Consider the following 22551-nt stretch of genomic DNA (forward strand, 5'->3'; position numbering starts at 1 on the left):
GCAGTGTACGTTAGTCGTATTTCAAAAGCTTAATCTTTTTGCGGGCGCGCATTTTTGCGGGGCTAAGCCCATATTCCTCGCGCACTGCCTTCGACATTGTATCAACAGAGCCAAATCCCGTGGCAACCGCCACATCAACAATCGGCAACAAGGTTTCTTCAATCATGTTACGGGCGCGTTTCGTGCGAAGCCGCTTATAGAACCGCGCAGGCGTGTCATCGAATACCTTGCGAAACGTCCGCTCAAGGCTGCGTGTCGACAGACCTAGCTGATCGGTCAAATCAGCCATGGAAATTGGGTCCGCAATGGTCTCTTCCATCAGACGGATCGCTTCGGTGACCTGCGCATCAAAAAGGCCCTGATTATCAGCAATGTCCTTTGGTTGCTCTGCATCGCTTTTGCGTAAGGTATGCAGCAAAAGGCGGTTTCCCAACTCGGCAACTTGTGCGGCCTCAAGACTGCTTGAAATCAGACCGATGATTAGCTCCGCCGTCGCACCCATGCCCGCAGCAGTAATGATACCACCGCTGTTTTCAGAAAAACGTGCGGTAAGGTTGGGGTAATACCCAGTTTCATTAAGGGCGACCGCGTCGCGCCAATGGGTCGTCACATGACCGGGGGGGGTTTTCGTAAGCTCAATATAGGCCGTTGCAGCATCAGACAGCAAAACTGCCGGCCGCCCCAAACGCTGCATTTGACGCGCGCGGCGCTGCCAGCCAGCGGCAGCCCCTGATTTACCACCAACCACGATCAGAACATCTGCTACGTTGTGATCATCGATCAAAGGCTCGGCGCGCAAAAGCCCGCCTGTCAGGCCCTGTACCACGCCTGGTGTTTCCGCCACAAAACGCCAGTCAAAAGCGGTACGTGCAAGAACTTCATTGGCAATGTTCAGGGTGTGCGTCACGGCGGACGCTTCATAATCACAAAAGCCATGACCGACATAAAGCTCAAACAGCTGTGGCGTCGTGGTGGTATCATGAAGCATCGCAGAGCAGTTCCAACATAGGGACAACGCAAAAGCGCCAGCACATAAGGTGCTGGCGCTTGTTAAACACATAATCCCAAGAAGGGTAAATATATCAATCTAACGCTTTGGACCATTCGACTTGGTGCGTGGCTTACGCGGCCCACCTTCGGCTTTTGCGGCAGCATTGCGCGCTTGGTTCTTTTTGCTATTTGATTTGCCTTTAGGGGGCGGTGGGCCTTTGGGGCCAGATTTACCGTATGGCTTGCCAGAAGGTTTTCCACCGGGCTTTCCACTTGGTTTCCCTGCACCTTTAGGGCTACGCGGCTTAACCGCACCTTCGTGGGTTTCAGTCAGGTTTTCACGTGGCGCACGATACGGCGCTGCGGCTTGCTCATCACTGCGGGGTTTCTTGGTGCGCGGTTTGCGCGGCGCGTCCTCACGGCGCGCAGCTCCTTTGCCCTCGCCTTTTGGACCAGCAGGATGCCAATCACCCTTGGGTTTGGAGCCTTTATAGGCAGGCTTGCCACCCCGCGGCGCACCGCCGCCGCGTGGACCAGATGCACCAAGGTTCGGTGCCCGGTCCAGCTTCGTCAGCTTGGCGCCTTCCACATTCATGTCAGAACCAATCTCAGCCAAAAAACGTTCGACGGATTCGTCACGAATTTGAACATAGCTCTCGTCTTGCTGAATTCGGATTGCACCGATGTCGTCTTTATCAAGACCACCAGCTTTGCAGAGCATAGGCAGCAAACGGCGCGGCTCAGCACCATCCTTGCGGCCACCGGCCACAGAGAACCATGTGCTAGCGCCAAATTCTTCGCGCGGTTTTGGTGCAGCGTCGGCAGCACCCAGCTCTTCTGGTGCAGAGCGGTTGGCTTTATACAAACGCAAATAAGCAGCGGCCAATTGCTCGGGCGTGAATTGGGCAGCAAGACCTGATACGGCTTCCATCTCACCTTCAGCGATTGCCTCAGACCATGCGGGATCCGCCAACATCCGCTCATCATCACGGGCGTTCACGGCATCAGCAGAAGGCGCTTGGCCCCACACCGCCTGAACCTTTGCCATACCTAAAATACGTTCGGCTTTTTTGCGCACTTTTGGCGTGACGATCAGCGCAGACACACCCTTGCGACCCGCACGGCCCGTACGGCCAGAACGGTGCAACATCGTCTCGTGGCTACCCGGCAGTTCAGCGTGCACAACAAGATCAAGGTTCGGCAAATCAATGCCGCGCGCAGCAACATCTGTCGCAACACAAACGCGGGCACGACCGTCACGCATGGCTTGCAGCGCGTGTGTCCGCTCGTTTTGGGACAGCTCACCAGAAAGCGCCACAACCGAAAAACCACGGTTCGACAGGCGTGTCGTGATGCGGTTTACCATCGCGCGGGTATTGCAGAAAACAATCGCGTTTGGCGCCTCGTAGTAGCGAAGCACGTTTATAATGGCGTTCTCACCATCGCGAGGTGATACAGCCATTGCATGATATTCAATATCAGCGTGTTGCGATGTTTCAGCTTTGGTCGAGACCCGCACCGCATCTTTTTGGTAGCTTTTCGCAAGGTTCGCGATGGCCTTTGGCACAGTGGCCGAGAACAGTAATGTTTGCCGCTCATCCGGCGCTTCGCCCAAGATAAATTCAAGATCTTCGCGAAAGCCCAGATCAAGCATTTCATCGGCTTCATCCAGAACCACAGCGCGTGTCTGGCTTAGATCGATTGAACCACGCATAATATGATCGCGCAGGCGGCCCGGTGTTGCCACGACAATATGTGCACCACGGTCAAGCGCACGACGCTCGTCACGCATGTCCATCCCACCAACGCAAGACGCCATCACCGCACCGGCTGGCCCATAAAGCCATGCCAGTTCGCGCTTTACCTGCATCGCAAGTTCGCGAGTTGGTGCAATGATCAACGCCAGAGGGGTGCTTGCCCGCTCAAAACCATCACCATCGCCCAAAAGCGTCGGCGCAATCGCAAGCCCGAAGCCGACCGTTTTGCCCGATCCTGTCTGTGCTGAAACCAGCATATCAGCACCAGTAAGAGCCGGATCAGAGACCGCCTCTTGGACCGGAGTAAGTTTGTCGTAGCCTTTGGCGGCCAGAGCGTCAGCGATGGTTTTTTTCACGTCAGGGTCTTTCAATAAGGTCGTTGGCCCCTGAAGGATATACGGGGGACGATATGATCAACGATTCACTTGGTTGAGTGCGCCACTAGAGTGTTGTGAGCCGTTTGTATAGGGGCAGTTGCATATGTACCCTTTACAAAACGCAACGTAGCCCTAAGCCTACCGCTGCATTTTGACGCTATCAGGCGTCTTTCTGTATCCATGCCCAGTTCGATCGGCACATATCAAACAGATCGCGCTTGGTCTCGAACCCCAGCACCTCACGGGCCAAAGTTGCATCCGCTAAATAAACAGCAACGTCCCCTGCACGGCGCGGCGCGGCGCGGTAGGGTATCTTGATGCCGGACACCGCCTCATAGGCACGGATAACCTCAAGAACGGAATAGCCCTGCCCAGTCCCAATATTGACGGTGTGCCCTTGGCCCGTGGCCTCAATCGCATCAAGTGAGCGCACGTGCCCTTCGGCCAAATCCATGACGTGGATATAGTCGCGCACGCCGGTGCCATCAGGGGTAGGGTAATCATCACCGTACACAACTAATTCCGGCAGACTGCCGGTAGCCACGCGATCAATGTAGGGGAGCAAATTGGCAGGTATGCCATTAGGACGCTCGCCGATTGCGGCACTTTCGTGGGCACCGATGGGGTTAAAATAGCGCAACACCCCAAACGACCACCGATCATCATTGCTGCCAACACGCTCAAGCATTTGTTCAGAGCTAAGCTTGGTAAATCCATATGTGTTGACGGCAGAACGCTCGGCCGTTTCGGGGATGGGGAAAATCTCCTGATCACCGTAAACAGTCGCGGATGACGAGAAAACCAAATTGAAAACCTCGGCCTGCTCCATCGCGCGCAGCAGCGTCAAAAGACCACCGATATTTGTTTCCAGATATGCCAGCGGCTGCGCCTCGCTCTCGGCCACAGATTTGAGGGCAGCAAAATGCACCACACCAAAGAATGCGTGATCTGAAAATACCCGCTCCAGAGTAGCCGCATCCGTGACATCGCCCTCGATGAAAGTCAGATGATTGTGGCCAACCAACGTGCCAAGTGCATCAAACACGGAACGCTCAGAATTTGACAGATTATCAAGGATCACAACTTGGTAGCCCGCCTCAACCAATGCGACAGCCGTATGCGAGCCAATGTAGCCAAGCCCGCCCGTCAGCAAAATAGTGTGTCGCGTCATCTGAAGTTCACCTCGTGGGCGCACATCGCCCGCCCTCTTGATGCCAAACAACCACGCGGGCGTCTAGCGATCAGAGATTTCCCAGTTCGGATTGATCCACGGCTCAAGATTGCTGGGTGGCAATGGCGCGCGGCCCAAAATATGGTCAGCCGCTTTCTCACCCGTCATGATCGACGGCGCGTTGAGATTGCCATTGGTCACATTCGGGAAAATCGAGCTGTCCGCAACCCGCAGGCCGTCAACGCCGATAACGCGACATTCAGGATCAACCACAGCCATTGGGTCATCCGCCCGGCCCATCTTGCAGGTGCCACATGGGTGATATGCGCTTTCAACGTGCTCGGCGATAAATGCATCAAGCTCTGCGTCCGTTTGCACATCTGCGCCGGGCTGGATTTCTTTGCCGCGATATGGATCAAAAGCCGCCTGACTAAAGATTTCACGCGTGAGGCGAATGCAGTGGCGGAAGTCCTTCCAATCATCTGGGTGGCTCATGTAGTTGAACAAAATCTTAGGCTCGGCTGCGGGATCAGCAGATTGCAGCGTCACTTGGCCACGCGATTTTGACCGCATTGGCCCCACATGCGCCTGCCAGCCGTGCCCTTCGGCAGCGGCCTCACCGTTGTATTTCACGGCAATTGGCAAAAAGTGATACTGAATGTCGGGGTACTTCACACCCGCTTTTGAGCGCACAAACGCACAGCTTTCAAAGCCGTTACTGGCCCCCGCCCCCGAGCGGTTCAAAACCCACTCCAAGCCAACTTTGAATTTGCCCCATAGCGACCAATGTTTGAACAACGTGATCGGTTGAGTACAGGCTTGCTGAATATAGAGTTCAAGATGGTCTTGAAGGTTCTGCCCGACCCCCGGCCTGTCCGCGATCACCTCAATGCCGTGCTCTTGGAGGTGTGCTGCTGGCCCGATGCCTGACAGCATCAAAAGTTTGGGGGAATTAAAAGCTGATGCGCTTACGATCACCTCTTTATGCGCCTTCACAAAACCTTTTGACGTTTCCACGCCGACACAGCGTTTACCGTCAAAGCGCAGCTTGTGGGCCTCGCATTTCTTCAGCCGCACTTTGCCCTTAGCCAGTGCAGGCTTCAAATATGCCTTGGCCGCAGACCAACGCGAGCCTTTGTGGATTGTGGCGTCGAACGCCCCAAAGCCTTCTTGCTTGGTGCCGTTGTAATCTTCTGTCACTTCAAAACCGGCCTGCGCGCCAGCTTCGACAAATGCGTGATAGAGCAGGTTTTCTTGGGGCATTTTGCTGACGTGCAGCGGCCCATCCCCGCCGCGGAAATCTGAAGGACCGCCGCTCCAGTTTTCCATGCGCTGAAAGTAAGGCAGCACATCGGCGTAGCCCCAGCCATCTGCTCCGGCCTCAACCCAGCCATCGTAGTCCATTGCATGGCCACGGACATAGATCATCCCGTTAATTGAAGAAGACCCACCCGTCACTTTGCCGCGCGGTGCAATGATCTTGCGGCCGCCTAAATGCGGCTCTGGCTCTGTCTCATAGAGCCATGTGTATTGCTTCATATTAAGCGGAAACGATAGCGCACCGGGCATGTTGATAAGCGGGCCCCAATCGGAACCGCCTGCCTCAAGAACCAAAACATCGCAGCCCGCCTCACCGAGACGGGCCGCAATCGCGGACCCGGCTGAGCCGGATCCAATAATTACATAGTCAGCTTCCAAGAAAGCCTCCTTTTACAAATCAACCTTTACCCTTCCAAGGGACCAACCATTTTTCAGCCAAACGCATCAGAACGTCGATGCCAAAGCCAATGATGCCGATCAGAATGATCCCCATCAAAACAATGTCAGTGTCTTGGAATTTAGAAGCGGCCACAATCATTTTGCCCACGCCCTTTTCAGCCGCGACCAACTCTGCTGCAACCACTGTGCCCCAGCAGACCCCCATCGCAACCCGTGCTGCGGTGAAGATTTCCGGCAGTGAGTTTGGAATGATCACGTGGCGCAAAATCTGGACCTTGGACGCACCCAAAGAGTAGGCCGCGTGCACCTTGGAAATTTTCACACCAGACACACCGGACCGTGCGCCGATCGCCATAATCCAAAGAGCTGCCAAGAACAGCAGAATGATTTTACCCTGCTCGCCAATGCCGGCCCAGATAATGACCAGCGGGATCAGCGCCAGAGGTGGCACGGGACGCATGAATTCAACGATTGGATCAAACCAACCACGGAACCAGTCAGACAAACCCATCGCATAGCCAAGCGGAATACCGACCAACGCACCAAGGAAAAAGCCGACGATCACACGGAAAAGAGAGAACGACAGGTGCTCAGCCAAGGTGACGTTTTGATACCCCTCAGCCCAGACAGACACGAGGCGCGACGCCACAGAGTCAGGTGCTGGAAGCCAGATATTTTCCATCTGCCAGCCCTTGCCTGGTTCAAAGTTCAACGTGCCCTTATCGGTCAACGCAACACGGCCAAAGCCCACATCAACGGCGTTGTCTTTGCTAATTGCGCGGCCATCCACAGAAACAATTTTCGCCCCTTCAGAGCGGTTAGTTTCGTCATTCTTGTCCCAAAGGATCAGCTTCGAACGATACGCCTGAACAGCCAAAAAGTCATCCTTGGCAAAGCCAGTGCCCGCCGCCACTTCCTGGCTTGGAACTTCTGCGCCTTTTTCAAAGACGGAAACGAAAACCGTCGCCTCGTCTTGGTTTCCGTTGGCATCTTCAACTGTGTAGACAAAGCTGCTGTCACCAACAAATGGACCGGGTGCGTGGAACATACCAGGCAACCAGTTGGAGCCTGTGAAAGCGCCCCAGATAACAAAGATCAGCGCGATTGAAATGAACGACGCGGCTTTGTCCGATACCACTGCGCTTTCGTCACCAAAAGTAACGGTTTTGAGCGATGTATAATCGGCCTTGGGGGTCATTTGACGGCGAATGAACCGCCAAACAGTCATCGCCAGCAAGATAATCGCGATGTAGCCAACAAGTGCAGGAAGCGCTTGGGCGATAGATACAAACAGGACGAACAGTTCGCCGCCCAGATCAGATAAAATCTGTCCCATTACGCGCTCTCCTCACTGCGGCCCATGATTTCTTCTTCCATGTCCCAGATCATTGTCAGAATTTCTTCACGTGTTTTCGCGTAGTCAGGATGCTTTTTGACTTCGCGAAGGTCCGCGCCAACACCCAGTTCCGCAAACGGTAAACGGTATTCTTTATGAATACGCCCCGGACGCGGCGCCATAACCAGCAGACGTTCACCCAACAAAAGCGCTTCTTCAACAGAGTGCGTGATCAGGATAATTGTTTTGCCGGTCTCTTTCCAAAGCTTCAGAACCAGCCCCTGCATTTTTTCGCGGGTCAGCGCATCAAGCGCGCCGAGCGGCTCATCCATCAAGATGACGTCAGGTTCGTTGCACAGACAGCGCGCAAGCGAAACGCGCTGCTGCATACCGCCAGACAATTCGTAAACAGCCTTTTCCTTGAAATCTTGAAGGCCGACGACATCCAACAAATGATCAACTTTTTCGCGCTTTTCAGCTGCTTGCATGCCCTTCATCGAAGGACCAAAGCCAACGTTGTCGCGCACGGACATCCACTCGAACAGAGCACCTTGCTGAAATACCATGCCACGGTCAGCAGACGGGCCGGAAACAGTGCCACCGTTCAGGCGAATTTCGCCGCCCGTCGGCGCAAGGAAACCTGCGACGATGTTCAAAAGGGTTGTTTTACCACAGCCCGAAGGCCCCAAAACGCTCAGCAATTCACCTTTTTTCAGGTCAAGGCTGACGTCTTTCAAAGCTTGCACCGCGCCACCATTAGGCAGCTCGAAGCGCATAGATATATTATCTATCTCAAGGCCACTCATTGCGCCTCTCCGATCATTTGTTGGATGTTGTCGTTGAAAATGTACGTCTCAAAAAACGGGCAGCGCGGTACAAAAAATCGCGCTGCCCAAGGTCGTGAAGTGTTTAGTTCATCGCTGCTTTGAGGCCAGCGGTGTTCACTGTTGCGTTATAGCTTTCGAGTGCGGATGGGATTGAGCCCGCGTTAACGAAAACGTCCGCAACACCCTTCATGAAGCTTTGCGCGTTGCCGCCCAACCATGCTTCTGAAAGCTGTTGGTCAACTGTTGGGAAGCTGAATGTTGACAGTGTTGAAGCTGTGTCTTCTTCAGACATACCCGCGTCTTTTGCGATTACTGGGAGCATTTTGGCGTGGTTCGCGCTGTCCGCCCACATTGCGTTCGCATCTGCTGTGACTTTCAGGAACGCTGCAAGTGTGTCGCTTTCTTCTGCGATGAAAGTTGCTGGTGCAGTTGTCGCGTCAAAAACAAGAATACCGAGTGCTTCTTTTTCTGCGCCTGTCAGCAACACGTTACCGTGCTCTTTCATGCGACGCAGCGCGCCACCCCAGCCACAAGCCATATCGATTGAGCCTTGAGCAAGTGCAGCAGCACCTTCAGCAGGCGCCATGTCAACAACTTCCATGCCGGCTGTATCCACACCGAAGTGGTTCATTTGGCTCAGGAAGCCGTAGTGCGCAGCAGTACCGAGTGGCACAGCAACTTTTTTGCCAGCAAGCTCAGCTGCAGATGTTTTGTCGATCTCAAGGCCAGAGGCAACAACGCAGTTGTCGTTTTCTGAGTAGCTTACAGCCACGTCAACAACTTGGATGTCCTGACCTGCAGACGCGGCCACAACGAACGGTGGGATACCTTGGCTTACAGAAATCTGCACGTCGCCGGATGCCATAGCAGCTGACATTGCGGTGCCTGTGTCAAAAGAGACCCAGTTAATTTTCTTGCCGAGTGCTTCTTCATACATGCCTTCTACTTTGGCAAACTGGAATGGCATCGGCCACTCAAGGAAGTAAGCAACTGTGATTTCTTCGTGGCCAGCCGCGACAGCAGCTTGCGCACCTGTCAGCATAGCTACGCCAGCGACAGCACCCATCAATTTGGACTTAAGTGTCATATTTTGAACTCCCATGTTCATTTTGGCTCTTATGTTGAGCGTCTTGCTTGGAACCTCATATTTGAGGCTCTGACGCGTTGATAACGCGGATGCCGTGGTTGGCCCACAGAGCAATCGGCATAAAGCAAACATACATATCGAATTTAAGAAACCCTAAAGTTGGCAGCTTGAGAGCACAAAAGCGACATTATCGCTGCGGGTGCCAAAATTTTGAGCGCGTTTGCAGACGCAGCAAGGAATTGAAACTACATAATTTTTTGAAGCTTTCCGAAAATCTGGTAAATTTACGGTTGTTTAGAACGCGACAAACCACAACCAACTGGCTATAAATGTGGTGTAAAACTGGCCCTATTTGCAAAGTCTAAATTTCGGGCAATGCTTGTGTATATTCTGCAATTCAACGCGAGGTCCGACTCATGGACGGTAACTTTTCTTCGAATGATATCAGTGCTGTAGTCGACGCCGACCGCAAGCACGTCTGGCACCACCTGATTCAGCACAAGCCCTTTGAGACCGGTGAACCCCGGATTATTGTCGAGGGAAAAGGCATGTTGGTGTGGGACCAAAATGGCAAAGAGCACCTTGATGCAGTGTCAGGCGGCGTATGGACCGTCAACGTTGGATACGGCCGCGAAAGCATTGCAGACGTCGTGCGTGACCAGCTGGTAAAACTGAATTATTTCGCCGGTTCAGCAGGCTCAATTCCTGGCGCTTTGTTTGCAGAAAAACTGCTCAGCAAAATGCCTGGGATGACGCGCTGCTACTATGCAAACTCCGGCTCTGAGGCGAACGAAAAAGCATTCAAACTTGTACGCCAAATCGCGGCTAAACGATACGGCGGTAAGAAGCATAAGATTTTGTACCGCGACCGCGATTATCACGGCACAACGATCACTGCACTGTCCGCAACTGGTCAAGATGAACGCGCTGCACAGTATGGGCCATTTACGCCCGGGTTTGTGCGCGTGCCGCACTGCCTTGAGTACCGAAAGCACGAGCAAGATGGCGCGCCCGCGGAAAACTACGGTGAATGGGCTGCAAACCAGATTGAAGAAGTTATCCTGCGCGAAGGACCAGAGACTGTTGGCGCGCTCTGCCTTGAGCCAATCACAGCAGGAGGCGGCGTCATCACCCCCCCTGATGGATATTGGGAGCGGGTGCAAGAAATCTGCACGAAATATGACATTTTACTTCATATCGACGAAGTTGTCTGTGGCGTAGGCCGCACGGGCACGTGGTTTGGGTACCAACACTATGGCATCAAGCCTGACATGGTAACGATGGCGAAAGGTGTCGCCTCCGGCTATGCCGCGATCTCATGCCTTGTCACAACTGAAGAAGTCTTTGACATGTTCAAAGATGACCCGTCCGATCCAATGAGTTATTTCCGCGACATCTCAACTTTTGGTGGTTGTACCGCTGGTCCCGCAGCGGCGCTGGAAAACATGCGTATCATTGAGGATGAGAACCTTCTTGAGAATACGACGGCGATGGGTGAGTACATGCTCGACAACTTGCATGCGCTTGCTGACAAGCACCCAATTATCGGCCAAGTGCGCGGCAAAGGTCTGTTCCTTGGCTGTGAGTTGGTTGCTGACCGCACAACCCGTGAACCTGCAAACGAGAAAATCGCTCAGGCAATCGTTGGTGACTGTATGCAACAAGGCGTTATCATTGGCGCAACAAACAGATCACTTCCAGGCAAGAACAACACGCTTTGCTTCTCACCTGCGCTGATCGCCACAAAAGACGATATCGACAACATCACAAACGCAGTCGATGCGGCGATTACACGGGCAACTGCCTAAACCACACATCATCAGAGCGGCGCAGGCTGTGCCGCTCTGATAACCAGTCCAGTTATCTGGCAAAGTGTCTCATTATTTTGCAAACTGGCCATATCTGTAATTTTAATTTCGCTGACAGCCAAATATCCTCATCTCGCGCGCTCAGCACTATTCAGCAAATTTAGAGCGCACGTTTGACTACGGTTGCCTAGAACACCTCTTGGCCCTAAAATAATACCAGATTATTCCTGCGATAAGGCCAGATTACATGGCATTGCCCGTCGAAACATTTTTTCTGAACAGCACCACCCAAGGCACTCTTAAGGCGCAAATCCAGCAGATGGTTGCCGAAGGCATTCTGTCTGGGCGCTTTAAACCAGGTGAAAAACTACCCTCGTCACGCAAACTCGCCACGCACCTCGGGGTCAGCCGAATTACGGTAACCCTTGCCTACACAGACCTGCTGGCTGATGATTATATCGTCGCGCGCGGCAGGTCGGGATATTACGTTTCGGAAAACGCGCCGCAACCACCGGAGATGCCATCGCTCAGACCCACAAACGATGCGGTCGAATGGTCACGCGTCTTGGCGCATCGCAACAGCGACGTGCCACAATTGGCCAAGCCAGCCGATTGGCAACGTTACCAATACCCGTTCATCTACGGACAAGCGGACCCTACGCTATTTGATCGTGCAAACTGGCGGCTTTGCGCCTTACAAGCGCTCGGCAAGCGGGATTTTGACGCATTAACAACAGATTACGTTGATCAAGACGATCCAAAGTTAATCGAATTCATCGCCCGTCACACTCTCCCACGCAGGGGTATCAAAGCGCGCCCAGATGAAATTCTGGTCACAATGGGTGCTCAAAACGCGCTATGGCTGTCCGCGCAACTGTTGCTGACACAGCGTCGCAACGCGGTGATGGAAGAGCCCTGTTATCCGGGCCTGAGGGACATCTTGATGCAAAGCCGGTGCAACCTTCACCACATCCCAGTTGATGAAGATGGGCTGCCACCAGATTTACTTCCCAAAGACATTGATGTGGTTTTTTGCACCCCCTCACATCAATGCCCAACAACAGCCTCAATGCCGCTTGAGCGCAAAACAGAACTGCTTAATCGCGCGGCATCAGACGACTTTTTGATCGTAGAGGACGACTACGAATTTGAGATGTCGTTCCTGAAGGCCCCCTCTCCTGCGCTAAAGTCACTCGATCAAGACGGGCGGGTAATTTACATCGGCTCATTCTCGAAATCGCTGGCGCCAGGCTTGCGGCTTGGCTACATGGTCGGCCCTGCGCCTTTCATCAAACAGGCTCGCAAGCTGCGCGCATCAGTTCTGCGTCACCCCCCCGGGCAAATTCAGCGCACTGCTGCCTACTTTTTGTCCCTCGGGCACTACGACGCACTGATCAAACGTATGTCCAAGGCATTTTACCGCCGCCGCATGGAAATGGAAAAAGCAATTGATCATAACGGCTTAACTGTTGCCGGTCGCGGTGCATTTGGCGGATCCAGCATTTGGATGAAGGCTGAAAACCGGCACAATACAATGGAGTTAGCCCGCGCGTTAAAGCCCCAAGGCGTTTTGATTGAACCCGGCGGTCCGTTCTTTTTGCAAAAAGAGGACCGCGTTTGTCATTATCGGCTCGCGTATTCTTCAATTCCCGAGGAACGGATCGCAAAAGGCATTGAAATACTGGCTGCGGCAATCTGACTGGACTTAATTGAGCGTAAAACTGGACCTACTCAGAGGTTCACGAATCCGAGTATGTTGCCTCCAATTCAAAAGGAGACTGCCTCATGAAAATGACTACAGAAGAAGCGTTCGTCAAAACGCTGCAATCGCACGGCATCCGCCACGCATTTGGCATCATCGGTTCAGCCATGATGCCCATCTCAGATTTGTTCCCTAAATCTGGCATTAAATTCTGGGACTGTGCGCACGAAGGCAGCGCAGGTTTCATGTCTGACGGCTACACACGCGTCACTGGCGAAGTCTCCATGATGATCGCGCAGAACGGCCCAGGCATCACAAACTTCGTGACCGCTGTGAAAACCGCGTACTGGAACCACACACCGTTGCTTTTGGTTACACCGCAGGCAGCGAACAAAACAATCGGCCAAGGTGGCTTCCAAGAAGTTGAGCAGATGAAACTGTTCGAAGACATGGTTGCTTACCAAGAAGAAGTACGTGATCCGAGCCGCGTTGCCGAAGTACTTGCTCGCGTCATCTCGAAAGCAAAGCGCCTTTCAGGCCCTGCACAGATCAACATTCCACGTGACTACTGGACACAGATTGTTGACATCGAAATTCCTGAACCAATTGATTTTGAGGTCTCACCAGGCGGCGAGACATCAGTTGCAAAAGCTGCTGAGATTATCTCAAACGCGAAAAACCCGGTCATCCTGAACGGCGCTGGCGTTGTTCTGTCAAAAGGCGGTATCGATGCGTCGATCGCACTGGCTGAACGCCTCGACGCACCAGTTTGTGTGGGCTACCAGCACAACGATGCATTCCCGGGTTCGCACCCCCTGTTTGCAGGTCCATTGGGATACAACGGTTCAAAAGCAGGCATGGAGCTGATTTCCGAAGCCGATGTTGTTTTGTGCCTCGGCACACGTCTGAACCCGTTCTCCACACTGCCTGGTTACGGTATTGATTACTGGCCAGCAGACGCAAAAATCATTCAGGTCGACATCAACCCAGACCGCATTGGTTTGACCAAGAAAGTAACTGTAGGCATCGTCGGTGACGCAGCCAAAGTTGCCAAAGGTATCTTGGGCCAGCTGGACGCATCCGCAGGCGACGCAGGCCGTGAAGATCGCAAAGCAAAAATCGCGCAAACCAAATCAGCATGGGCACAGCAACTGGCTTCCATGGATCACGAAGACGACGATCCAGGCACAACTTGGAACCAGCGCGCACGCGATGCAAAGCCTGATTGGATGTCCCCTCGTATGGCATGGCGTGCTATCCAAGCTGCACTGCCACGCGAAGCAATCATCTCTTCAGACATTGGCAACAACTGCGCAATCGGTAACGCCTACCCAGACTTCGACGAAGGCCGTAAGTATCTTGCACCCGGCTTGTTTGGTCCATGCGGATACGGTTTGCCTGCAATCGTTGGCGCGAAAATCGGCCAACCGGATGTTCCTGTCGTTGGCTTCGCAGGTGACGGTGCGTTCGGTATCGCAGTGAACGAATTGACTGCTATCGGCCGTGGCGACTGGCCCGCAGTTACACAGATCGTGTTCCGCAACTACCAGTGGGGTGCTGAAAAGCGCAACTCAACCCTGTGGTTCGACGATAACTTCGTCGGCACCGAGCTGGACACCGAAGTTTCATATGCAGGCATCGCCAACGCATGTGGCCTCAAAGGCGTTGCAGCGCGCACAATGGAAGAGCTCACAGATGTGCTGAACACAGCGATCAAAGAGCAGATGGAAGACGGTGTTACGACACTGATCGAAGTCATGCTGAACCAAGAACTGGGCGAGCCTTTCCGTCGCGACGCGATGAAAAAGCCGGTTGCAGTAGCAGGTGTCTCAACATCTGACATGGCTGCTGAATAAGCACTGCGCCACATCGCTAAATAACATTACCCGCCTCAGGAAACAGAGGCGGGTTTTGAGGTGAAAAGACATGGGGAAGAGTTGTGCATGCACAGATGCCTTCGACCATGCGGAGCAACGGGAACTAACGCGCTATGGCAAAGACGAATAATTTTCTGAGCACAAACACTGTCGTTTGCCCACCAGAATTGCTGCGCCAAGCCCAAGCTGCCCCCACACCGCGCGTCGCCATTGCCCGCGCCGGTGCAGCACTGCCGATGGAAGCCGCCCGCGACGCCACACAAGCTGGCATAATGGAGCCTGTGTTTACAGGCGAGCGCGCTTTGATCGAAGCCGAAGCGGATAAACTGGATTGGGACATCTCTGCGTTTGAATTGATTGAGGCGGAAGGCGAAGAGGCATCAGGAAAGGCTGCGGCATTTGCCTGTGGCGAGGGCCGCGCGGATGTTTTGATGAAGGGGCATCTGCATACAGATGTGTTCATGAAATCCGCCCTGAACCGCGATGCCGGCCTGCGCGCGGGCAAGCGATTGGTTCATATTTTCCACATCGGTCACCCAAGCGGTGGAGCGCTGACCATCTCGGATGCAGCCGTAAACGTCAGCCCGAACATGGAAACCCGCCAAGACGCCACGCGCGAAGTGGTGCGCCTGTTGCACTTACTCGGCAATGATCGTCCCAAAGTTGCGTTTTTAAGCGCGACTGAAAGCGTAATCCCTTCCGTCCCTTCATCCGTTGAAGCCTCCGAGCTTGCCGCATGGGCGAAAGCCGAGATTGCGGATGCTGATTTCTCCGGACCACTGGCCATGGATCTGATCCTGTCACCTGAGGCCGTTACAACCAAAAAGCTGATGAATGATCCGGTCGCGGGGCAAGCCGACGCGATCATCGTCCCTGATATTGTTTCAGGAAACGCCATCTTCAAATCTGCCGTTTACATGGCCGGTGGGTGTGCTGCGGGCATCGTGATGGGGGCGGCCGTTCCTATCTTGCTGACCTCGCGTGCCGACCCACCAGCCGCGCGCATGGCATCCGCTGCCCTTGCCGCAATTGTAACCGCCGCCAACAAATGACCCATGGACCGCAGCACCGCGCTGTGCATCCAAAACCGACCCTGAGGAGGAATTATGGGATTTAATCAGCCAGTCGTGGACACGTCCCCGAAAGTTAGCGACGAAGTCCGTAAAACCACCTGCTACATGTGCGCCTGCCGTTGCGGCATCAATGTGCACATGAAGGAAGGCAAAGTTGCCTATATCGAAGGCAACAAAGACCACCCTGTGAACCAAGGTGTGCTCTGCGCCAAGGGCTCGGCCGGTATTATGCAGGTCAATGCGCCCTCACGTCTGCGCGCACCCATGAAACGGGTCGGCGAGCGTGGCTCTGGTGAGTTTGAAGAAATCACATGGGAAGAGGCCTACGACATTGCTGTGTCCAAGCTGAAACCAATCCGCGACGAAGACCCCTCAAAACTGGCGTTCTTTACGGGCCGTGATCAATCACAAAGCTTCACGTCGCTTTGGGCGCAAGGTTTCGGTACACCAAACTACGCAGCCCACGGTGGATTTTGCTCGGTCAATATGGCTGCAGCCGGCATTTATACCATGGGCGGTGCTTTTTGGGAATTTGGGCAACCAGATTGGGACCACACCAAAATGCTGATGATTTTCGGCGTTGCCGAAGACCATGATAGCAATCCAATCAAGATGGGTCTGGGCAAAATCAAAGCCCGCGGCGCCAAAGTTGTTGGTGTCAATCCAATCCGCTCGGGGTATAATGCTGTTGCAAATGAGTGGGTGGGCATTACACCGGGCACCGATGGCTTGTTCATTCTGTCGATGCTGCACTGCTTGATCAAAGCGGGCAAAATTGATCTTGATTATCTTTCACAATTCACCAACGCGCCGGTTCTTTTGGATGAAACCGACGGAAGCGCCGAAGAAGGTCTGTTCCTGAAAGACAAAGACGGCAAAGCATTGGTCATCGACCGCAATACTGGCAAGCTTGCACCTTTTGATGGCAAGGGCGTTTATCCTGATCTTGCCGGCACACACCGCAAGGCAGGTGTCACGCACCGCACTGTATTCCACCACATGATCGAGCGGTACATGTCAGAGGAATACGCGCCCGAAGCAGTTGCAGAGCGTTGCGGTATTTCAGCAAAACGCATCCGCAAACTTGCCGCCGAATTAGCTGATGTGGCGTTTAACCAAGCGATTGAGCTAGATCGCCCTTGGACAGATTTCCGCGGCAAGAAGCATGATAAAATGGTGGGGCGGCCCGTTTCGTTCCACTCGATGCGCGGCATATCAGCCCACGCTAACGGCTTTCAAACCTGCCGCGCGCTACACGTTCTGCAAATCATGCTCGGCTCTGTTGAAACGCCGGGCGGCATGCGGTTCAAACCACCCTACCCCAAGCCCGCAACTGCGCACCCCAAACCGCACTGCAAAGTCACTCCGGGCGCTGCGCTTGACGGGCCACACTTGGGCTTCACCCACGGGCCAGATGACCTTTGCTTGCGTGAAGACGGCACTGCCGCACGTATCGATAAAGCGTTTACATGGGAAAACCCCATGTCCTCGCACGGCATGATGCACATGGTGATTTCCAACGCCCATGCGGGCGATCCTTACAAGATCGATACGCTATTTATGTATATGGCGAACATGTCTTGGAACTCATCCATGAACACATCCGGTGTCATTGAGATGCTCACGGATAAAGATGAGGACGGCAATTATGTCATTCCGAACATCATCTATTCTGATGCGTACTCATCCGAGATGGTCGCTTATTCCGACTTGATCCTGCCCGATACGACCTACCTTGAGCGCCACGATTGTATCTCGCTTTTGGACCGGCCAATCTGTGAAGCCGACGCCGTGGCAGACGCTATTCGCTGGCCAGTTGTTGAACCTGACCGCGACGTAAAGGGTTTCCAATCAGCCCTTTGTGATCTTGGCGCACGTCTTGGATTGCCTGGTTTCGTGAATGAAGACGGCAGCCAAAAATACGAAGACTACGCCGACTACATCACCAACCACATCCGCCGTCCCGGTGTTGGCCCGCTGGCGGGCTGGCGCGTTGGCGAAGATGGTCTGCAAGGTGGCCGCGGCGACGTAAACGAAGCACAGCTTGATGCCTACATCGAAAACGGCGGCTTTTGGATGGAGCATGTCCCGGAGGATGCCGCCTACTACAAACCGTTCAACATGGGCTACCAAGATTGGGCCGTGAAGATGGGCTTCTTTGATGCAGTCCAGCCTTATATCTTCCAGCTTTATGTGGAGCCGATGCGTAAATTCCAGCTGGCCGCCGAAGGCCACGGGGAGCGCCAACCACCAGAGCATCTGCGTGAGCGGATCAAACACACTCTCGACCCGCTTCCGATCTGGTACTCCAACGAGCCTGACAACCTTGCGGATCAATACCCTGTCACGGCGCTGACACAGCGCCCTATGGCAATGTACCACTCGTGGGGCAGCCAGAACGCTTGGTTGCGCCAAATCCATGGCCACAACCCCCTCTATGTTCCGACCAAAATTTGGGAAGAGAACAGTTTTGAAGAAGGCGATTGGGCCAAGGTTGTGTCTCCCCACGGCGAGATCGTTGTTCCGGTAGCACACATGGCGGCACTCAACGACAACACCGTTTGGACATGGAATGCGATTGGTAAGCGTAAGGGCGCGTGGGCCCTTGAAGAAAACGCACCAGAAACGACCAAAGGCTTTTTGCTGAACCACCTCATCCACGAACTGCTGCCTGCAAACGGCGACGGTATGCGTTGGGCAAACTCTGATCCGATCACCGGTCAGGCCGCGTGGTTCGATCTTAAAGTGCGCATCGAAAAGTCCGACGTTGCGGGCCAAACCCTACCTGATTTTGCACCGCAAAAATCACCTGTAGGCAAAGGCCCCAAAGACCTTGCATGGAAGCTTGGCAAATGAGCCCTGTAAAACTGACACTCTTGGGCGTTGCTGCCGCCATCGCCGTGATGGTTGGGTCTTTCATCTGGTTCGTTGCCACGTGGGATGCCAGCAAAGAAGAACCCATCACCTATATATCACACACAACTCTGAGGGGGCTCGCATGACAACTCTGCCAACCCATACGGAAAAGAAACTGGGACTGGTCATTGATCTCGATACCTGTGTGGGCTGCCATGCCTGCGTGGTGTCTTGCAAAGGCTGGAACACTGAAAACTACGGCGCGCCCCTGTCCGATCAGGATGCGTACGGCGCCAACCCTTCAGGTACATTTCTGAACCGTGTTCACAGCTACGAAGTACAGCCTGAGGCAGGCCCTGCCCAACTGATCCACTTCCCTAAATCATGCCTACACTGCGACGACGCGCCGTGTGTCACCGTCTGCCCGACAGGCGCCAGCTACAAGCGTGTTGAAGACGGTATTGTTCTGGTAAATGAAGCTGACTGTATCGGTTGTGGTCTGTGCGCTTGGGCCTGTCCCTACGGGGCGCGGGAGCTGGACCAACAAGAAGGCGTCATGAAGAAATGCACCCTCTGCGTTGACCGGATTTACAATGAAAACCTGCCCGAAGAAGACCGCCAGCCTGCCTGCGTTCGGACCTGCCCCGCGGGTGCCCGCCACTTTGGCGATTTGGGCGATGAAAACTCAGATGTCTCAAAGCTTGTTGCTGAACGTGGCGGCGTTGATTTGATGCCAGAGCAAGGCACTAAACCTGTTAACAAATACCTGCCTCCTCGGTTGAAGGACGACTACACCAACACCGGTGATATCGACATCCTCGCCCCCCTTCTTGAGCCTGTCGCGCCAGATGCCAAAGGTATTCTGGGCTGGCTCGATAAAGCACTGGAGAAACTCTGATGCATCCAGCACCATCCATTATTCTATTCACAGTCCTTTCGGGCCTGGGCTTTGGCCTCATGATTTTCTTAGGGCTGGGCATGCCATCCCCCACGGGTCTTTCGGCGTTCGCCTGGTTCGCTATTGCCTATATTCTGGCCGTTGGTGGGATCATCTCTTCAACATTCCATCTCGGGAACCCGAAGAATATTCTCAAGTCCTTCAGCCAGTGGCGCACAAGCTGGCTCTCACGTGAGGGATGCCTTGCGGTAGCGACACTGCTTGTCATGGGTGTTTACGGAGCGGCGCTGGTCTTTTTGAACATGCGCATTCCTTTGCTTGGCTACGTCGGATCAGTACTTGCGTTGGCAACCGTTTACGGCACGTCCATGATCTATGCACAGCTCAAGACAGTACCCCGTTGGAACCACCCTACCACCTCAGTCATGTTCATCGCTTACGCTGTTTCAGGCGGTGCACTGCTTGCTGGCCAAGTCAGCTTGGCAGTTTGGTTCTTGCCTGGTGCGGCCCTGTTGCAGCTTTTCATCTTCTTGACCGCGGATGGCCGCTTTAGCGCCGCGGGCAGCACAATCGCGTCCGCAACACAATTGGGCAACATCGGGTCTGTCCGACAGTTTGAACCACCCCACACCGGCAGCAACTATCTCATGAAAGAAATGATCCACGTCGTGGGCCGCAAACATGCGCTGAAGCTACAGATCATCTCGGTTGTGCTGTTGTTCACACCTGTGTTGCTTTTGCTTTTGCCCTTTAGTCACGCTCTTGCGCTGGTCGCGGTGTTGGCGCACGTGGCCGGTGTTATCGTTGCGCGCTGGTTGTTTTTTGCACAAGCAGAGCACGTTGTCGGGTTGTACTACGACAAGCGCTAAGCTGGGACTGTAGCTTCAAACACTCTACGAAAACCACATAGGCGGCCTGTTACAGGGCCGCCTTTTTGCTGTGCCCCTGACATGGCAGACACGACGAAGACAGCAAGAGATAGAACGCTACAAAGCTCTGCAACACATCGCCCACCTCCCCCACACCACAAACAAAAAAGCAGGCCGGATGACCCGACCTGCTTTTACAGTCTTCATGAACTTTACTGGATGCGAGATTAGCCCTTTACGGCACCCGCTGTCAGGCCACTCACGATCTGACGCTGGAAGAACATCACCAAGATGAACAGCGGTACGGTGGCTGAAACAACAGCTGCAACCGCGAACATCACGTTGCCTTCGGTCTGGGTGGTCCCAAGGAACGATGCGATTTTCGGCACCATTGTCTGGTTCTCTTTACTGAGCAACATCGCGGTAACCGCAAAGTCATTGTAGGCCAGAAGGAAGCTGAACAGCCCCGTTGTAATAACGCCCGGCCACATCACAGGAATGATCACATGGCGAAACGCTTGAAACTGGGTGCAGCCATCAACCTTAGCACTTTCGTCCAATTCCTTCGGAATTTTCTGGAAAAAGCTATGAAGCATCCACAACGTGAACGGCTGGTTGATCGCGACCAGCACGATGATTGATGTGGGTAGGATCCCCCAGAGGTTCCACTCAAAAAACGGAAGCAGGTAACCTGACACCAACGTAATGGGCGGCATAGCGCGGAAAATCAGCGCAATGATCAGCAACCAAAACGTGTACTTAAAGCCGGACCGCGACAACGCGTAACCACCAAGCGTCCCGATGGTCAGCGACGTGCAGACCACGAAAAAGCAAACTATGAACGTGTTCAAAACCGCGCGCCAGAACTCTTCTTGTATCCACGCACCTTCATAGCCCGCGCCAGTAAGCGAACTGCCGTATGTGGCTTCTGTGCGCGGACCAAACAACGCGTCTTTCCAGTTGGTGATCGAAAAGAAGTCTAATTCAACTTTGAATGATCCCCAAAGCGTCCAAAGAAATGGGAACGCCGCCATCATCAACCAGATGCCGATAAAGGCATAAATAGCGATGCGAAGGCCGAGGGGCTGTTGTGTCGCTTTCGAGCTCATATCTGATCCCTTTCCTTAGGTCTTGGCGTTAAAGTCGCGCCAAGTGCGGACCAATACAGGTGACAACAAAATTGCGACGCCGATAATCGTAAGTACGGACGTTGCGGCAGCAGAAGACAGCAAGCGTGTCTCACCGCCCAAGTCGTTGAAGATGATCCAACTGAGCGAAGTCGCATGCGCTTCCGCGTTGAAGCCTACAATTGGTTCAAAGACGCGGAAGTTATCCATCAATTGGATCAAGGCCACGAACGTCACAAGAGGCATCAAATGCGGGATCACAACGTAGCGAATTTGCTGCCAGCGGCTCGCACCATCAATCATGGCAGATTCCAAAGTGTCTTGGGGCAATGTTTGCAGGCCTGCGTAGAACACAACAAAGGCAAATGGTGCCGAGTGCCAGACGCCGTAGACCATCAGCGTGATCCATGTGAGTGCTGTGCTGGCCTTCAATGAAAGGTCCGGATCATCGGCAAGGAATTGGATGGCACTACCAAGCACACCGCGACTGTCGATCATCCAAAACAGAATGAGTGAGCCAATCAACGGCGTTACAATCATTGGCAGCAGTGAAAAGAAAATCACAAGGCCCTTAAGGTGACGGTGCAGCGAGTTGACCCCAACCGCGATGGCAAAGCCAAGAACGATCAAAAGCGGCGTCACAACAAATGTATAGGTAAGCGTGAAGTACATCGCGCGGTAGAACGGCAGGTTCTTCAACCCGTCAAAAAAGCCACCGAGACTTTCGCGCCCAGACCACAAGGCAGCCACTTCATTCACGGCAAGGTGCCCACGATCAAGATAAATAGAGAGGCCCGCAAACCGGCCCAAAGGCTCGGCCAATTTCAGGGCAGCGGTCGCCTCTTGGTCGATCGATGTTTCAGTCGTGCAGCCAAAGGGGCCGCAATTCTCAACAGTCAAAAGGACCGCCTCATGAGGCGTGAACAAAGACTGGATCACAACTGAGATAATTGGAAACGCGATAAACAAAAGCATCGCTAATGCTGTCGGCAGGAAAAACCAAAAGAACGTTTTATGCTTCATCGATTAAGGTCCTCAACGGCCGTCAGTATCGTCAATAAAAAGGGGCGGGACCGC

General features: G+C 53.8%; 17 protein-coding genes. 8 read left to right on the forward strand and 9 right to left on the reverse strand.

Translation table 11 applies throughout. The features are described from left to right. Nucleotides 1–10: 10 nt before the first annotated feature. The 7 genes from NeNHUV3_RS05835 to NeNHUV3_RS05865 form a co-directional block, all read right to left on the reverse strand. Nucleotides 11–988, reverse strand: a complete 978-nt coding sequence (locus NeNHUV3_RS05835; protein ID WP_391483110.1) for a GlxA family transcriptional regulator — start codon at nucleotides 986–988, stop codon at nucleotides 11–13. 99 nt (nucleotides 989–1087) lie between these two features. Further along, on the reverse strand, nucleotides 1088–3103 hold the full coding sequence (locus tag NeNHUV3_RS05840) for a DEAD/DEAH box helicase (protein WP_391483112.1): 2016 nt from the start codon (nucleotides 3101–3103) through the stop codon (nucleotides 1088–1090). 181 nt (nucleotides 3104–3284) lie between these two features. Beyond that, nucleotides 3285–4295, reverse strand: a complete 1011-nt coding sequence (galE, locus tag NeNHUV3_RS05845) for a UDP-glucose 4-epimerase GalE (RefSeq protein ID WP_391483113.1) — start codon at nucleotides 4293–4295, stop codon at nucleotides 3285–3287. Between the two features lie 63 nt (nucleotides 4296–4358). After that, on the reverse strand, nucleotides 4359–5993 hold the full coding sequence (gene betA / locus NeNHUV3_RS05850; RefSeq protein ID WP_391483115.1) for a choline dehydrogenase: 1635 nt from the start codon (nucleotides 5991–5993) through the stop codon (nucleotides 4359–4361). 19 nt (nucleotides 5994–6012) lie between these two features. Next, complete coding sequence (locus NeNHUV3_RS05855) at nucleotides 6013–7242, reverse strand: ABC transporter permease subunit (protein WP_334067379.1); 1230 nt, start codon at nucleotides 7240–7242, stop codon at nucleotides 6013–6015. 107 nt (nucleotides 7243–7349) lie between these two features. Next, nucleotides 7350–8156 carry a taurine ABC transporter ATP-binding protein gene (locus tag NeNHUV3_RS05860; RefSeq protein WP_391483117.1) on the reverse strand — a complete coding sequence of 269 codons (807 nt, stop codon included), beginning with the start codon at nucleotides 8154–8156 and terminating at the stop codon, nucleotides 7350–7352. A 103-nt stretch (nucleotides 8157–8259) separates the two neighbouring features. Further along, on the reverse strand, nucleotides 8260–9264 hold the full coding sequence (locus NeNHUV3_RS05865; protein WP_391483119.1) for an ABC transporter substrate-binding protein: 1005 nt from the start codon (nucleotides 9262–9264) through the stop codon (nucleotides 8260–8262). A gap of 416 nt (nucleotides 9265–9680) precedes the next feature. Here NeNHUV3_RS05865 and NeNHUV3_RS05870 point away from each other — a divergent pair, with 416 nt between their 5' ends. From NeNHUV3_RS05870 to NeNHUV3_RS05905, 8 genes are all read left to right on the forward strand, one after another. After that, nucleotides 9681–11072, forward strand: a complete 1392-nt coding sequence (locus tag NeNHUV3_RS05870) for an aminotransferase class III-fold pyridoxal phosphate-dependent enzyme (protein WP_341246025.1) — start codon at nucleotides 9681–9683, stop codon at nucleotides 11070–11072. A gap of 247 nt (nucleotides 11073–11319) precedes the next feature. Then, nucleotides 11320–12771, forward strand: coding sequence for a PLP-dependent aminotransferase family protein (locus NeNHUV3_RS05875; RefSeq protein ID WP_391483121.1), 1452 nt, complete (start codon nucleotides 11320–11322; stop codon nucleotides 12769–12771). Between the two features lie 86 nt (nucleotides 12772–12857). After that, the gene (xsc, locus tag NeNHUV3_RS05880) at nucleotides 12858–14630 is read left to right on the forward strand and encodes a sulfoacetaldehyde acetyltransferase (RefSeq protein ID WP_391483123.1); all 1773 of its coding nucleotides are present in this window, start codon (nucleotides 12858–12860) and stop codon (nucleotides 14628–14630) included. Nucleotides 14631–14764: 134 nt separating this feature from the next. Further along, nucleotides 14765–15703, forward strand: coding sequence for a phosphate acyltransferase (locus tag NeNHUV3_RS05885; RefSeq protein WP_391483124.1), 939 nt, complete (start codon nucleotides 14765–14767; stop codon nucleotides 15701–15703). 54 nt (nucleotides 15704–15757) lie between these two features. Continuing rightward, nucleotides 15758–18580 (forward strand): molybdopterin oxidoreductase family protein, encoded by a 2823-nt coding sequence (locus NeNHUV3_RS05890; protein WP_391483126.1) that lies wholly within the window; start codon nucleotides 15758–15760, stop codon nucleotides 18578–18580. After that, the gene (locus NeNHUV3_RS05895) at nucleotides 18577–18726 is read left to right on the forward strand and encodes a hypothetical protein (protein ID WP_177193426.1); all 150 of its coding nucleotides are present in this window, start codon (nucleotides 18577–18579) and stop codon (nucleotides 18724–18726) included. Before NeNHUV3_RS05890 ends, NeNHUV3_RS05895 begins: the two co-directional genes overlap by 4 nt. Beyond that, entirely contained in the window at nucleotides 18723–19478 is a 756-nt protein-coding gene (locus NeNHUV3_RS05900) for a 4Fe-4S dicluster domain-containing protein (RefSeq protein ID WP_048598922.1), read from the forward strand. Before NeNHUV3_RS05895 ends, NeNHUV3_RS05900 begins: the two co-directional genes overlap by 4 nt. After that, nucleotides 19478–20347, forward strand: a complete 870-nt coding sequence (locus tag NeNHUV3_RS05905; RefSeq protein ID WP_391483127.1) for a dimethyl sulfoxide reductase anchor subunit family protein — start codon at nucleotides 19478–19480, stop codon at nucleotides 20345–20347. Before NeNHUV3_RS05900 ends, NeNHUV3_RS05905 begins: the two co-directional genes overlap by 1 nt. A gap of 227 nt (nucleotides 20348–20574) precedes the next feature. On the opposite strand, the gene NeNHUV3_RS05910 is transcribed toward NeNHUV3_RS05905, so the two are convergent. Both NeNHUV3_RS05910 and NeNHUV3_RS05915 read right to left on the reverse strand, forming a co-directional pair. Next, nucleotides 20575–21456, reverse strand: coding sequence for a carbohydrate ABC transporter permease (locus NeNHUV3_RS05910; RefSeq protein WP_391483129.1), 882 nt, complete (start codon nucleotides 21454–21456; stop codon nucleotides 20575–20577). A gap of 15 nt (nucleotides 21457–21471) precedes the next feature. Then, the gene (locus tag NeNHUV3_RS05915; RefSeq protein WP_341246031.1) at nucleotides 21472–22497 is read right to left on the reverse strand and encodes a sugar ABC transporter permease; all 1026 of its coding nucleotides are present in this window, start codon (nucleotides 22495–22497) and stop codon (nucleotides 21472–21474) included. Between the last annotated feature and the right edge of the window lie 54 nt (nucleotides 22498–22551).

It is taken from the genome of Nereida sp. NH-UV-3 (genome assembly GCF_042939535.1).
In the GTDB taxonomy this organism is placed as follows: domain Bacteria; phylum Pseudomonadota; class Alphaproteobacteria; order Rhodobacterales; family Rhodobacteraceae; genus Nereida; species Nereida ignava.

Bases quoted from the DNA above. Each gene is read 5' to 3' on its own strand.
- NeNHUV3_RS05835 (WP_391483110.1), bottom strand. From the start codon at position 988: ATGCTTCATGATACCACCACGACGCCACAGCTGTTTGAGCTTTATGTC.
- galE (WP_391483113.1), bottom strand. From the start codon at position 4,295: ATGACGCGACACACTATTTTGCTGACGGGCGGGCTTGGCTACATTGGC.
- NeNHUV3_RS05855 (WP_334067379.1), bottom strand. From the start codon at position 7,242: ATGACTGTTTGGCGGTTCATTCGCCGTCAAATGACCCCCAAGGCCGAT.
- NeNHUV3_RS05860 (WP_391483117.1), bottom strand. From the start codon at position 8,156: ATGAGTGGCCTTGAGATAGATAATATATCTATGCGCTTCGAGCTGCCT.
- NeNHUV3_RS05865 (WP_391483119.1), bottom strand. From the start codon at position 9,264: ATGACACTTAAGTCCAAATTGATGGGTGCTGTCGCTGGCGTAGCTATG.
- NeNHUV3_RS05870 (WP_341246025.1), top strand. From the start codon at position 9,681: ATGGACGGTAACTTTTCTTCGAATGATATCAGTGCTGTAGTCGACGCC.
- NeNHUV3_RS05875 (WP_391483121.1), top strand. From the start codon at position 11,320: ATGGCATTGCCCGTCGAAACATTTTTTCTGAACAGCACCACCCAAGGC.
- xsc (WP_391483123.1), top strand. From the start codon at position 12,858: ATGAAAATGACTACAGAAGAAGCGTTCGTCAAAACGCTGCAATCGCAC.
- NeNHUV3_RS05885 (WP_391483124.1), top strand. From the start codon at position 14,765: ATGGCAAAGACGAATAATTTTCTGAGCACAAACACTGTCGTTTGCCCA.
- NeNHUV3_RS05890 (WP_391483126.1), top strand. From the start codon at position 15,758: ATGGGATTTAATCAGCCAGTCGTGGACACGTCCCCGAAAGTTAGCGAC.
- NeNHUV3_RS05895 (WP_177193426.1), top strand. From the start codon at position 18,577: ATGAGCCCTGTAAAACTGACACTCTTGGGCGTTGCTGCCGCCATCGCC.
- NeNHUV3_RS05900 (WP_048598922.1), top strand. From the start codon at position 18,723: ATGACAACTCTGCCAACCCATACGGAAAAGAAACTGGGACTGGTCATT.
- NeNHUV3_RS05905 (WP_391483127.1), top strand. From the start codon at position 19,478: ATGCATCCAGCACCATCCATTATTCTATTCACAGTCCTTTCGGGCCTG.
- NeNHUV3_RS05910 (WP_391483129.1), bottom strand. From the start codon at position 21,456: ATGAGCTCGAAAGCGACACAACAGCCCCTCGGCCTTCGCATCGCTATT.
- NeNHUV3_RS05915 (WP_341246031.1), bottom strand. From the start codon at position 22,497: ATGAAGCATAAAACGTTCTTTTGGTTTTTCCTGCCGACAGCATTAGCG.